Genomic DNA, 13,349 nt, shown 5'->3' on the forward strand with positions numbered 1-13,349 from the left:
TGGGGGTGAGAAACCGGGTTTCTGGCCAAGATTTGTGGCAAATTGCAGCAATCTTGTTGAGAAACCCGGTTTCTGTGCCTGGGGATTGGTTTTGGGGGTGAGAAACCGGGTTTCTGGCCAAGATTTGTGGCAAATTGCAGAAATCTTGTCGAGAAACCCGGTTTCTAGTCCTTTCATCTAATGCAAAGGCTTATCGTCCGCCAACGACGACATTTTGAATGGAAATGTGGGGGCCACCGACACTAACGGGTAACGGAGATTGTCCGCCTTTACCACATCCACCATTCAGATAAACCGAATCAGCACCGATCGCCTGAATATCCTTCAGGGTTTGGAACACATTCCCCGAAAGCGTCACATCACTCACAGGTTCGGCAATTTTGCCATTGCGAATCATGTACCCTTCTGCTGCTGCAAAAGTAAACATTTCCCCATTGGTTTGACCCCCAAGCATCCGGACGGCATAAACCCCTTCATCAATATTGGCAATCATGTCCTCAAAGGAGCAATCTCCGGCTTCAATGGCGGTATTGGTCATCCGCACAATGGGGGCGTAGGTGGCACTGAGGGCGCGAGCATTTCCCGTGGGTGCTTCGTGCATTTTTCCGGCAGTTTCTCGGTTATGTAAACGCTGAGTCAAAACCCCATCTTTGATTAAATATTTGCGTTGACCCTCGACGCCTTCATCATCATATTTCATCGAACCCGGTAGGTTAGGAATCGTGGCATCATCCACCACATTGAGTTGGGGAATTCCCAAGGGTTTACCGAGTTGGAGGACTTCCTGCATCTGAGGGTTTTCATAGACAAAATCCGCCTCAGACAAATGACCGAATGCTTCATGAATGAAGACTCCGGCAAGATAGGGGTCAAGAACTACTTGATATTGACCACCTTTAACAGATTTGGCTTCTAATTGACGAATGGCGCGTTCTGCGGCACTGCGAACCCGATCTTCAATGCCGGTGAAGGCATCATAATCCGATCGCGAGTGGACCGATTCATAGCCTTGGCGGACTAAACCCCCTTCCCCTCGGGCGATCGCCCCAAAACCGCCGGAAACATCCAGACGTTCTTGGGCGATACAGGTCCCGGTAGAGTTGACAAAATAGGTAATGCCAAAGCGATCGCGATAACTGGAACTGGTGGTTTGAATCCTTGGGTCAAAATCCAGCAATAGCTGATTATACTGTTCAACCATTTGCCGCTTTTCTTCCAGGGAGACCCCCCGGGGGTCCCGGAGTAAGGACTCGGCGACATAATCTTGAATGGGTTTAATATCAGCCAGTTGAGTGGTTTCTGAACCGATTAATTTAGCTTGGGAAATCGCTTCTTCCAGGCGATCGCCCAACTCTTCCAATCCATTAAACGTGACGAAACTCCACCCCCCCTTATGACAGGCGCGGACCCCTCCCGCGAGGGAAAAATTGCGATTCACCGCATCCAGGCGATCGCCGCGAAACGAGATCGCCGTGGATTCGCTTTGTTCCATGCGAATTTCTAAATAATCGACGCGATCGCGGTAAGGGGCGATCGTCGAGAGTAACCGATCCTGCATTGAATGATTCACGCGCTAACTTTCCCGATTTGACAACTTGTAATCTTTCTTACTTCCAGTCTAATGTGCCAAACTCGGACCCCGGTACAGTTGCGATTAAAAACCGGGGTTATGCCAGAAAATTTGGAACCTTTTGCAGCATTCTGAGGGCCATCATACGGAATTCGGTTGTTAAAGGTCTATAAAAACCCGCACCCTCAAGGGTGGGGCTATACGAACAGAGCTTCTCCTGCGCGGGCTGCGGAGCGAAAACCGACTCTTACCAACCGGATTTGGAATCATACCAAATCCGGGTATGAAAAGTCGTTCTTATGGAGTAGCCTGCGTAGGCAGGCTTTGTCTGTATAGCCCCAGGCTTGAGCCTGCGGGTTTTTATAGACTTGACAACCGGATTCCCTATCAGCCCGGTTTTGGGTTCCTGCCGCCTCAGTACCGGATCGGTACAGGAAAAGTCAGACAACCCCGAGGGGCTTCTGCGACCCGTTCAAGAGGGACCCAACCCCCTAGAATTGAAAACCTTACCGATGCTCTAAAATCTCTAGCGTCTGGAAAATGCAATGGTATAAGATAAAAGCTTGTCCCATTACCCACCTTGAAGATGGCAGAAACCCTTTTCTTCAACGCGCTCAAAGCCGCCATTGACGAAGAAATGGCCCGCGACCCTACAGTATTCGTCCTCGGTGAAGACGTCGGTCAGTATGGCGGATCCTACAAAGTCACCAAGGACCTGTACGAAAAATATGGCGAACTGCGGGTACTCGACACCCCGATCGCGGAAAATAGCTTTACTGGGATGGCGGTTGGTGCAGCCATGACGGGATTGCGCCCGATCATTGAAGGCATGAACATGGGCTTTTTGCTCCTCGCCTTCAACCAAATCGCCAACAATGCCATGCTGCGCTATACCTCCGGTGGCAACTTTACAATGCCGATGGTGATTCGCGGTCCCGGTGGGGTTGGACGACAACTCGGTGCCGAACATTCCCAGCGCTTAGAAACCTATTTTCAGGCCGTTCCTGGGTTAAAAATGGTCGCCTGTTCCACCCCGTACAACGCCAAAGGATTGCTCAAGAGTGCCATCCGTGACAATAACCCCGTGCTATTTTTTGAGCACGTCCTTCTTTATAATTTGAAAGAAGACCTGCCCTCGGAAGAATATCTGGTGCCTTTGGATAAAGCGGAAATGGTCCGACGGGGCAAAGATGTCACGATTTTGACCTATTCGCGGATGCGTCATCACGTCATGCAAGCGGTGCCGCAGATGGTGAAAGAAGGGTTTGATCCGGAAGTCATTGACTTAATTTCCCTCAAACCTCTGGATCTTGAAACCATTGGGGAATCCATTCGCAAAACCCATCGGGTGATTATTGTAGAGGAAGCGATGAAAACTGGGGGAATTGGGGCTGAAATTATTGCTTCAATTAATGATCGGTTCTTTGATGAGCTGGATGCACCTGTGTTGAGACTTTCGTCCCAGGATATTCCCACGCCCTACAATGGTACCTTAGAGCGACTAACCATCGTGCAACCGCCCCAAATTGTGGAAGCGGTTCAAAAAATGGTTGGCCTAAAAATATAAGACAGTGTTGAAAGATGAGTTTTGAGTTTTGAGTGAAATTGTCTCAATTTACAACTTAAAACTCAATTCTCAAAACTCTAGAAACAGGTAAAGTCATGCAAAAAAACCGTTCATTATTGGCTTTAATTCTGGTTCTGGTTATTGCCGCGATCGTTGCGTTGGTGAATGTCCCGTTCCGATTGGGATTGGATCTTCAGGGGGGTTCCCAACTCACCCTTCTGGTGCGACCCTCGCCCGAGGTCCCGCAAATTACCTCCTCCGTGATGGAAGCTGTACAGAGCGTAGTCAGAAACCGGGTTGATGCTCTTGGGGTATCTGAACCGATTGTTCAGTCCGTCGGGACCGATCAGATTCTTGTCCAACTCCCGGGGGTCAGCGATCCCGAACAAGCCGAGCGGGTGCTGGGGGGGACGGCTGTCTTGGAGTTTCGCGAAGAAAGTGCGAGTCAGGAAATCCGGGCGCAACTGGACGTGCGGATCCAAGAGGCTACCCAAATCGCCCTAGAGTTGGGGGCGTTACAAGAGTCGGGAGAACAAGGACAAATTGCCGAAAAGCAAGCTGAGTTCGATCGCAAGCGCGAAGAAATTCAGGAACTCAATCTCCAACTCTATGAAAAAACCCCCCTCACCGGGTCTAACCTGGAGGATGCCTATCCCGAACCGGCCCAAGCCGGGGGTGGGGCTTGGAATGTGGGTCTGGTCTTTGATAACGAAGGCGGAGATCTGTTCGCCGAACTGACCCGGAATCTGGCGGGAACCGGACGGACTCTGGGGATTTTTCTCGATGATCAATTGATTAGTTCTCCCACGGTCCCCGCAGAATTTGCCACCACGGGAATTACAGGGGGACGTGCCGTGATTCAAGGCAACTTTGCCGTGCAACAGGCGAATGAACTCGCGGTCCAACTGCGCGGTGGGGCCTTGCCAGTGCCGGTAGAAATTGTGGAAAATCGCACCGTTGGCGCAACCCTGGGGCGCGATAGCATTGTTAGAAGTATCTATGCCGGAATCGGGGGCCTGCTGTTGGTCCTGATTTTTATGGTGGTCTATTACCGCTTACCCGGTGCGATCGCCGATCTGTCCTTGATCATCTATGCGACGCTGACTTTAGCCAGTTTCTCCCTGTTGGGGGTGACTTTGACTCTACCGGGGATTGCGGGATTTATCCTCAGTATTGGCATGGCGGTGGATGCCAATGTCCTAATTTTTGAACGCACCCGAGAAGAATTGCGGGCGGGAAAGAGTTTGTATCGTTCGGTGGAGTCGGGTTTTTACCGCGCTTTTTCGAGCATTTTGGATAGCAACGTCACCACGCTGATTGCCTGTATCGCGCTATTTTGGCTGGGTGCCGGTTTGGTGAAAGGGTTCGCCTTGACCCTGGGAATTGGGGTGGCGGTGAGTATGTTTACCGCGATTACTTGCAGTCGCACGTTAATGTTTTTGGCGATTAGTGTTGATGACCTTCGCAAGCCCGAACTGTTTTGTCCGAACCTTCAAAATGTTAGGAAAGTTTAGGGGGATGTGTTACCAGAGGCAGATTCGATGAGATTAGATGTTAATAAACAAAGCCGATTGTGGTGGACATTATCCGCCGCAGTTGTGGTGGCTGGGTTGATTTCGATGGTGATTTCCTGGCAACAGTTGGGAGCACCCCTGCGTCCGAGTCTGGATTTTGTCGGGGGGACGCGGTTGCAGTTGGAATTGGATTGTTCGGTTCCCGGCAATTGCGATCGCCCCATTGAATCGGGAACGGTGCGATCGATTCTCGCTACCCAAGGATTAGGCAACAGTAGCATTCAAGTGGTCGGTGAGGAGAATCTGGGGTTATCGATTCGCACCTCTAATCTGGATGTGGATCAACGCACTCAACTGATCAATTCTTTAACGGCAGAACTCGGCAGTTTTGATCCAGAAAAGAATCAAATTGATACCGTGGGTCCAACCATTGGCCGTCAATTGTTTACCCAAGGACTGTTGGCCCTGATTGTCTCGTTTGCCGGGATTATTGTCTATCTCAGTTTCCGGTTCCAGTTCGATTACGCCCTGTTTGCGATCGTGGCTTTATTCCACGATGTATTGATTACTCTGGGGATTTTCTCGATTCTGGGACTGGGGTTTGGGTTAGAAGTGGATAGCTTGTTTATTGTGGCGTTGCTCACGATTATCGGGTTCTCGGTGAACGATACGGTGGTGATTTACGATCGCATCCGGGAAACCCTCGCTCAGGATAAATTGAATCGCCCCATTGATCAAATTGTGGATGAGGCGGTGAATCAAACCCTGGGGCGATCGATTAATACCACGGCTACCACCATGTTACCCTTGGTTGGGATTTTCCTGTTTGGCGGGGAAACTCTCAAATTCTTTGCCCTAGCCTTAATTGTGGGGTTTTTGGCGGGGGTCTATTCCAGTCTCTTTTTAGCCAGTACCTTGTTAGTCTGGTGGCGACAACGCAACGGACAAGAACTGTCCCCGGTTGCAGAGGGTCCAACCCCTGTGGAGGCATCCCCAGACTCGAATGAGGGTTAGTCAGGGTTAATGCTGTGTCGTTCTTCTGGATTTAGCGAGGTTAAAGTGATTTTCTATCAATTGAGATATCAATTGAGATTGCTCTGATGGAGAACAATCACGACTTTAGCGATCGCCCTCTCGACTCCGCTCCGGTGCCACAAGACCCCACGTTCGAGCAAGAAGTGCAACGGTTACATGAGTACACCGTTGCCGCTCGTTGGGTGGTGGTGTTGCTGCTGTGGCTCACGGTGGGGAGTTTGAGCCTGTGGGCGTTGCGAGACGATATCAGACTCCTGTCTGAACATTTTACCTGGGCGAGTCTGCGCTATGCCCTGAGTATGCGGTACAATCCGATCCCGGCGATCGGACTCACCCTCACCGTGAGTATGACGGTGGCGGTCCTGGTTTGGCAAAGTCGCAACATCTTATTTGGAATGCCACAATCAGAGCGATCGCGTTTAGAACAACAAATCCTCCAGATTCGCCAACAGGGCCCCTCTCATCCCCTCTATTCCAGGATTGTCCAGTCTCCCCGGCTCAAATAACCCCCTCGTCAGTTCCTCTTTTTCCCTCTCAAAGCTCACAGCAACAGCCGGTTACCTTTCCTTTAAGGGTCGCTTTTCAAACCTAGCCCGGTCAAGGGGGTAAATTTATTTAATGATGAAAAATCGTTGTTTCTTGTAGGGGTTTGGTCTCCAAACCCTCCGAACTCATGTAGCGCTAGGATCTGATACCAAATCCGGTTGTAATCGGTCTATTAAAACGAATTGTAGGGGCGCTTCGGGAAGCGCCTCCACGGGTGCTTCCCGAAGCACCCCTACAAATACGGCTTGAGGTGGCTCGTTTTTATAGACCTATTACAACCGGATTCCGTATGATAAAGCTCTTTGGTAACCGGGCGGGTGTAATTGATGAATCCGAAACTGAAGCATCTCCTGATTGGTGAATTTTCGCTCAAGCGCTTGGTTAGATCCCTCCTGTTTGTTTATGTCTCCATTGGCATTTACGGCTACTTCTTTTCAGAACGGATGATATTTATCCCCCAACCCGCTTCCTATTCTCAATTGCCGGGGATGCTGATGTTAAATTCTGCAAATGAGAAGCAAATTGCAGCAGTTTATTTAGCCAATCCGCAAGCCGACTATACGATTCTCTATAGTCATGGCAATGCGGAAGATTTAGGGGATATTTTGCCGGTTCTGACGCAATTCCAGAATATCGGGTTTTCCGTGTTGAGTTTTGATTACCAAGGGTATGGGATTTCTGAGGGAAATCCGACAGAACGGAGGGCGGTTCAGGATATGGAGGCAGCCTATTTTTATCTCACCGAAACCCTGAAGATTCCGCCGGAGCGAATTATTGTTTATGGGCGATCGGTGGGTGGGGGACCGGCGCTGGAGTTGGCGGCACGCTATCCGGTGGGGGGATTGGTGGTGGAAAGTTCATTTACTTCAATTTTTAGAACCGTGACGCGAATTCCGATTTATCCCGTGGATAAGTTTAATAATATTCGCAACATCCAACGGGTGAATTGTCCAGTGTTGGTGATTCATGGGACTGAGGATGAGGTGATTCCCTTTTGGCATGGGGAGGCATTGTTTGCGGCGGCACCGGAACCGAAGCAGGCGCTGTGGGTGGAGGGTGCTGGACATAATGATTTAATCCAGGTGGCAGGCGATCGCCATTCCGCAGCACTCCTGGGGTTTGTGGGGTTACTGGAGGGGAACAAACCGGCAGAGTGAACGCGAGTTGCTCGCCTAGCGTCCAAAATTGGGTCCCGAGCAACCAAAACCTAGCTATTGGTAGAAGGGCGATCGACTGGTATGATTGTGCTGGCTAAGGGAAATAGCACACTCTTTGCGCGATCGCTCTTTTAGGCTGTCCCGAAACCGGGATAAACTAGGGCGATTCAGTTTGAAAATTAATGATTCATAACAAAACGCTAAAGATGGAATGGCACGGCAGCGATGCTCAGAGTCTGGCAATTATTGACCGGGAAATCGGGGATCACGTCTTCTCCCCGGCGGAGTATGAGATTGTGCGGCGGGTGATTTATGCCACCGCTGATTTTGAATATAAATCCCTGATTCGCTTTTCTGAACAAGCACTCCAGGCGGGTGCGGCAGCGTTGGCGGCACGCTCAACGATTGTGGTGGATGTGCCGATGGTGCAAGTTGGTATTTCCCCCCATATCCAAAACACCTTTGCCAATCCGGTTTACTGTTCGATGGATGCCCTCACCCGTCCTCAAAAAGAAAAAACCCGTGCTGCTTGGGGCATCGAAACCCTCGCTAAACGCTATCCTGAAGGCATTTTTATCCTGGGTGAGGCCCAAACTTCCTTGACAACTCTGGTGGAGTTAATCGAGGCGGAGGAAATTCGCCCTGCTTTAGTGATTGGGACTCCTGCCGGGTTTGTCGGGGTGGATGCAGCAAAGGCGAGACTGAATGACTCGATGATTCAAAATATCCGGGTAGATGGACGCAAAGGGAGTGCCGTGGTTGCCGTTGCTATTTTAAATGGATTGGTAGATTTGGCATGGCAAGCGTATGGACAGGAAGGACGGGGAATGATTTGAGGATGAATTAGAGACTCGATCGCCCTAAATCTCTACCTAAATTCTTCTCGACGCACTCTGCGTTTGCGGGGTCGCGGTGCATTTAACTCTTCCATTTGTTGGCTGATTTCTACAAATAAATCTCTGCGTAAATAGGGATAGTCACTAATCCACAAGTCGATGCGCGGGAGGTAGATATCGGAGACTTTGGCGATGCGTCCGAGGTCCGGACGGTTGGACATGACTACCATTTCGGCCATATCTCCCGGGGCGATCGCCTTATGTTCTTTCCGTAAAGGAACCAGCACTCGCGTACTAAATCCGGTTTCGTCACCGACTTCTAAATTCAGTCTGCGCTCACGATTCTCGACAATCACCAGTTCTCCCCGAGGACTGACGGTTTCTTTCGTCCCGACGACTTCTTCGGTGACAAAGACATCCCAAACTTCTCCCCGCCAAAATCCACTGTATTTATAACGCCGACATTGGTAGTTTTCTCGGGAGGCGGAGGCGATTGGTCCCCATAACCAATAGAGACCGAAAATAATGCCAATAATTAATAAAAAAGGTCGCCAGTTGTCGGGTAGTGCATTGGCGGTTAGGGTCAGCAGTCCAATTCCCGCAACAGAGATGAGGACGCGCTTTAAAATTTTGTCAATTTTACCGCCATAATAAGCATATTGAGCGCCGGTGGCAATGCCGGGAATGAGTTCGTCAAAAGTTTCACGGGTTAAGGGAATCAGCATTGTTAATCCAGTTTAGAATGGGTTAGTTTTTCAAAGATAAAGGCAAGAAACTGTTAGGAAAAGTTAGGGAAAATCATGGCAGTTTTAGAAGTGATTGTTTGAGGGGGATGCTGATTGAATCAGCTTGAATCTTACGGTGGGATTAACCCGGGTTAAATCTACCTCCGGTCCCCTCCCCTGTGTCTTGGGGAAGGATCCCCCTAAATCCCCCTTAAAAAGGGGGACTTTCCAGGTTCCCCCGTGATGGAAACATTTATTCCTCCGGCTCCCCCCTTCTTAAGGGGGGCGGGGGGGGATCTCTGGGGGACTAGGGGGGGATCGAATAGACGGACCTCATGAATGTGAAAATTGCTATATTCACTCTATAAAAAGTGCTTACAAAAGTTTTTCTAGGCCATAAACGAGGGTTTTGAGTTCGAGAATTTTGCGAATACAGAGTAAGACTCCGGGCATATAACAGGCCCGATCGCTAGTGTCATGGCGGAGGGTATAAACTTGACCCGCTGCACCAAAAATCACCTCTTGGTGAGCAATTAAACCCGGGAGGCGGATACTATGAATGCGAATCCCTTCTCCCGCATCACTGCCTCGGGCTCCGGCAATTTTTTCGGTTTCTTTCACCTGGGGAGGATTAAAAGTTTTGCCCATTTCTGCTAACATTTGGGCGGTTTGAATGGCGGTGCCACTGGGGGCATCGGCTTTTTGGTTGTGGTGGAGTTCGATGATTTCCACATGGTCAAAATGTTGCGAGGCTGCGATCGCCGCTTGTTGTAGCAGAACCATGCCAATGGAAAAGTTGGGAATAATGGCACAACCCATGCTCGATTTTTCCGCAAAGGCAGCGAGTTCTTGAATCTGTTCGGGACTCATGCCAGTGGTGCCTATCACGGGGCGGATCCCATAAGCGATCGCCGCCCGGGTATTTTCATAAACCGAGTTGGGATGGGTAAAATCCACCATCACCGCTGATTGCTTTTCCTGAAGTGCCATCCCCAGGGTGCCTTCCAGGTCATTTAAAACCGGGATTTCTAACGGTCCACATCCGATGACTTCCCCAATATCTTGACCCAGATACTGAGGATTGCGATCGACTGCCCCCACTAATATCATATCTGGAGCCTCAGCAACCGCCTGAACGACTTCGCGGCCCATTTTGCCCCCAGCGCCATTGACGACAACTGGAATCGGAAGTTGATTTGCCATACTTCAATAAAGTCCCCTGGAACTAGATGAGGGAATTTTACCCCGCTTCGGGGGAATCCCCATATCGATACTATAGTAAGGTTGAGCGGGAGTTGCCCGGTTGAGATTGCCGTCCGGATTGAACCTTGAGCCCTTTTAATCCCGGTAGTGGGTGGATCTTCAGTGAAGTTGGGCCATTGACAATCTAGGGCAGGGAAGGCAGGATCAAGAGGATCGGAATTTAGACCGGGACATCCTCTACAACTGACTCAGAATTCGCCGAAACCGAATTGAGCCGATCGCTCCGTTTAACTTGATACTCCATCCCTCTTTTAACCACTTTTTTAATTAATAACGGTGCTTGATAAATTTTCTCGCCAAGTCAACTCGTTGGCATCTGGGGTTTATGAACAGATTGCCAAAATCAAGCTCAACCCGGTGCATACCCCAGTGGGTTCCGTGGCGATCGCCGTTGCTATTGCGATCGGAGTGGTTCTCACCATTCGAGAAGTCGGTGGGTTTCAACCCTTAGAACTGGTCACCTACGATTGGATGATGCGAAATCGCTGGTATAATCCAGGACTGGATGACCGATTATTACTCGTAAAAATTACCGAAGCTGATATCCAAACTCAACAAAAATGGCCGCTTTCCGATCGCATTGTGGCCCAAGTCTTGGAAGAAATCACCAAATTTGAACCGGCAGTCATTGGGCTGGATTTGTATCGGGATGTCCCCCAGTCCCCGGGTCATCAAGACCTGCGTTTGCAACTCCAATCCCTTGACAATGTGATTGGCATTACCAAACTCTCTGATGCTCAAGAACCCGGAGTTCCCCCCCCGCCTCATCTCCCCCCAGAGGCGGTGGGATTTAATGATATTGTTAATGATCCCGATGGCATTGCCCGCCGAAATTTACTCTTTGCCCAGGACTTAGAGGGAAACACTTTTTACTCCTTTGCCTTGCGGGTCACTCTCAAATATATGAGCGATCGCGGCATTGCGATCGACAATAGTCCCACCCATCCCCAGGGCATTGTGTTAGGAAAGGCCCACATCACGCAGTTAGAACCTCATTCTGGGGGGTATCAAACCATTGATGCCGATGGGTATCAAATCTTGCTCAACTATCGATCTCCCGGTTCTATCTCTAAAGAAGTAACCCTCACCCAAGTCTTAAATCAAGAAGTTGATCCCAGTTGGATCAAAGATAAAATTGTTTTAATTGGAACCACTGCATCCAGCGAGAAAGACTTATTTTTTACCCCCTACGGCATCAAAACGGAAACAGAAACCTTTAAAATGCCCGGGGTGAGATTACACGCCCAAATGGTGAGTCAACTCCTGAGTAGTGCCCTGGATGGTAAGCCAATTGTATGGTTTTTACCCAACTGGATTGAGATTTTATGGATTGCCAGTTGTGGTGCGATCGGGGGGATGATCGCATGGCAGATTCAACATCCCCTCAAACTGGGGTTAGGGGTTATCCTCGGATTTGGAGGCATTGTCGCCATTGGATTTGGGCTATTTCATTGGGGGGGATGGATTCCCGTCGCTGCCCCTGTACTCACCTTTACCATCGCCCTGAGTGGAGTCGTCGCCTCAAAATTACTCTATACCGCGTTTCATGATGACTTGACCGGACTGCCAAATCGCACCTCATTCATGAACCAACTCGATCGCGTTTATCGGCGATCGCAACCGAAGACATTCCCCTTTTTTCTAACATTAAGAAAGCCCACTCAAACACTTCCAGAACCAAAATATCCGGTTGTCTCTTTAGACTCTAAATTCCCCCCGGTCCCGCGTTTGTTAGCCGTATTATTCCTAGATTTAGACCGATTTAAAGTAATCAATGATGGACTCGGCCATGAGATGGGGGATCTGCTGCTGATTGCGATCGCCGAACGAATCCGGACCCTGATGCGCCAACCCAGGACCGATGGCATCGAAGCAGTCACCGTCGCCCGAGTCGGAGGAGATGAATTTGCCATCCTCCTGGACAATCTCTATCATTCCGAAAATGCCATCACCATCGGCGAAACCCTCTACCACCAAATTGCCCGACCCTTTATCCTGAAAGGTCAACCCATCTATACCACCGCCAGCATTGGTATGGCCCTAGGTCGGGCCGATGACTCCCGCAATTTATTACGAGATGCTCACACCGCCATGTATCGCGCCAAAGCGTTGAGCAAATCTCGCCCTCAAGTCTTTGAAAGCGCCATGCAAAATAATGCCGTGGCCCGATTTCAGCTAGAAACCGACCTCCGTCGCGCCATTAATGCCGGGGCCACCCCAGTCAATGGCAAAATTGAATCCGAGTTTTTGGTCTATTATCAGCCCTTGGTTGATTTAAAATCAGGAAAAATTCTCGGATTTGAAGCCCTCGTGCGTTGGCAACATCCGCAACGGGGTTTAGTTTTTCCCGGGGAATTTATCCCCGTTGCCGAAGAAACGGGTTCTATTGTGGCCTTAGGTGAATTGGTGCTCGTGATTGCCTGTTGGCAAATTTGCAAGTGGCAGCAGGAATTTCCCACGCATCCGCCGTTAATGGTGAGTGTGAATCTTTCGGGAAAACAGTTTGCTCAACCCGATTTAATTGAAGTTATCAAACGAACCTTAGACCAAACCCATCTTGATCCAGCTTGTTTGAAATTAGAAATCACTGAAAGTGTGGTGATGGATGAGGTAGAGTTGGCGATCGAGATGCTGTCTCAAATGAAAGCTTTAAATTTAAAGTTAGGCATTGATGATTTTGGCACCGGGTATTCCTCCTTGAGTTATTTGCATCGCTTTCCCACGGATACCTTGAAAGTCGATCGGTCCTTTGTCATGCGGATGGGGGAAGGGGACCAAAATTCAGCCATTGTTAAAACGATTATTGCCCTAGCCCATAATTTAAAAATGGACGTGATTGCCGAAGGGGTGGAAACAGCGGAACAATTGGCCCAATTGCGATCGCTAGGTTGTGAATGTGGTCAGGGATATTTTTTCGCGAAACCCTTACCGGCAGAACAAATTGAAGCCCTATTAAAGTCAGACCCCACCTGGTAATCCCACCCTTTCCCCAGTTGGTAGTAACGACTTCAGTCGTTATCTTAATCTTCGTTCGTAGTAACGACTTCAGTCGTTATCTTAATCTTCGTTCGTAGTAACGACTTCAGTCGTTATCTTAATCTTCGTTCGTAGTAACGACTTCAGTCGTTATCTTAAT

Annotated in this window: 10 protein-coding genes; 7 read left to right on the forward strand and 3 right to left on the reverse strand. The window is 49.5% G+C overall.

The genetic code is table 11. The features are described 5' to 3' along the window. Positions 1 to 190 precede the first annotated feature (190 nt). Entirely contained in the window at positions 191 to 1,558 is a 1,368-nt protein-coding gene (locus NG833_RS25940; RefSeq protein WP_254568166.1) for a TldD/PmbA family protein, read from the reverse strand. A 598-nt stretch (positions 1,559 to 2,156) separates the two neighbouring features. Here NG833_RS25940 and NG833_RS25945 point away from each other — a divergent pair. The 6 genes from NG833_RS25945 to NG833_RS25970 all read left to right on the forward strand — a co-directional run bounded on the left by NG833_RS25945 (position 2,157) and on the right by NG833_RS25970 (position 8,225). Next, the gene (locus NG833_RS25945) at positions 2,157 to 3,137 is read left to right on the forward strand and encodes an alpha-ketoacid dehydrogenase subunit beta (RefSeq protein WP_254568167.1); all 981 of its coding nucleotides are present in this window, start codon (positions 2,157 to 2,159) and stop codon (positions 3,135 to 3,137) included. A 95-nt stretch (positions 3,138 to 3,232) separates the two neighbouring features. Further along, positions 3,233 to 4,651, forward strand: a complete 1,419-nt coding sequence (gene secD, locus NG833_RS25950; protein ID WP_254568168.1) for a protein translocase subunit SecD — start codon at positions 3,233 to 3,235, stop codon at positions 4,649 to 4,651. Positions 4,652 to 4,678: 27 nt separating this feature from the next. Further along, positions 4,679 to 5,665, forward strand: a complete 987-nt coding sequence (gene secF, locus NG833_RS25955; protein WP_254568169.1) for a protein translocase subunit SecF — start codon at positions 4,679 to 4,681, stop codon at positions 5,663 to 5,665. 86 nt (positions 5,666 to 5,751) lie between these two features. Beyond that, positions 5,752 to 6,192, forward strand: coding sequence for a hypothetical protein (locus NG833_RS25960; RefSeq protein ID WP_254568170.1), 441 nt, complete (start codon positions 5,752 to 5,754; stop codon positions 6,190 to 6,192). 366 nt (positions 6,193 to 6,558) lie between these two features. Continuing rightward, positions 6,559 to 7,389 carry an alpha/beta hydrolase gene (locus NG833_RS25965; RefSeq protein WP_254568171.1) on the forward strand — a complete coding sequence of 277 codons (831 nt, stop codon included), beginning with the start codon at positions 6,559 to 6,561 and terminating at the stop codon, positions 7,387 to 7,389. A 206-nt stretch (positions 7,390 to 7,595) separates the two neighbouring features. Beyond that, positions 7,596 to 8,225: a precorrin-8X methylmutase gene (locus tag NG833_RS25970; RefSeq protein WP_254568175.1), complete on the forward strand. Its 630-nt coding sequence runs from the start codon at positions 7,596 to 7,598 to the stop codon at positions 8,223 to 8,225. Positions 8,226 to 8,257: 32 nt separating this feature from the next. Here the strand turns inward: NG833_RS25970 and NG833_RS25975 are convergent, their stop codons facing one another. Together NG833_RS25975 and dapB are read right to left on the reverse strand one after the other, a co-directional pair. Further along, positions 8,258 to 8,950, reverse strand: coding sequence for a phosphate ABC transporter permease (locus NG833_RS25975; RefSeq protein WP_254568172.1), 693 nt, complete (start codon positions 8,948 to 8,950; stop codon positions 8,258 to 8,260). 375 nt (positions 8,951 to 9,325) lie between these two features. After that, complete coding sequence (gene dapB, locus NG833_RS25980; protein WP_254568173.1) at positions 9,326 to 10,153, reverse strand: 4-hydroxy-tetrahydrodipicolinate reductase; 828 nt, start codon at positions 10,151 to 10,153, stop codon at positions 9,326 to 9,328. A 336-nt stretch (positions 10,154 to 10,489) separates the two neighbouring features. On the opposite strand from dapB, the gene NG833_RS25985 reads away from it, so the two are divergent. Next, positions 10,490 to 13,189, forward strand: coding sequence for an EAL domain-containing protein (locus tag NG833_RS25985; protein WP_254568174.1), 2,700 nt, complete (start codon positions 10,490 to 10,492; stop codon positions 13,187 to 13,189). Positions 13,190 to 13,349: the final 160 nt, after the last annotated feature.

It is taken from the genome of Oscillatoria sp. HE19RPO, assembly GCF_024220515.1.
Classification (GTDB): domain Bacteria; phylum Cyanobacteriota; class Cyanobacteriia; order Cyanobacteriales; family Laspinemataceae; genus Laspinema.

Coding starts and splice junctions, on each gene's coding strand:
- secF (WP_254568169.1), top strand. CDS start 4,679: ATGAGATTAGATGTTAATAAACAAAGCCGATTGTGGTGGACATTATCC.
- dapB (WP_254568173.1), bottom strand. CDS start 10,153: ATGGCAAATCAACTTCCGATTCCAGTTGTCGTCAATGGCGCTGGGGGC.
- NG833_RS25960 (WP_254568170.1), top strand. CDS start 5,752: ATGGAGAACAATCACGACTTTAGCGATCGCCCTCTCGACTCCGCTCCG.
- NG833_RS25975 (WP_254568172.1), bottom strand. CDS start 8,950: ATGCTGATTCCCTTAACCCGTGAAACTTTTGACGAACTCATTCCCGGC.
- NG833_RS25940 (WP_254568166.1), bottom strand. CDS start 1,558: ATGCAGGATCGGTTACTCTCGACGATCGCCCCTTACCGCGATCGCGTC.
- secD (WP_254568168.1), top strand. CDS start 3,233: ATGCAAAAAAACCGTTCATTATTGGCTTTAATTCTGGTTCTGGTTATT.
- NG833_RS25945 (WP_254568167.1), top strand. CDS start 2,157: ATGGCAGAAACCCTTTTCTTCAACGCGCTCAAAGCCGCCATTGACGAA.
- NG833_RS25965 (WP_254568171.1), top strand. CDS start 6,559: ATGAATCCGAAACTGAAGCATCTCCTGATTGGTGAATTTTCGCTCAAG.
- NG833_RS25970 (WP_254568175.1), top strand. CDS start 7,596: ATGGAATGGCACGGCAGCGATGCTCAGAGTCTGGCAATTATTGACCGG.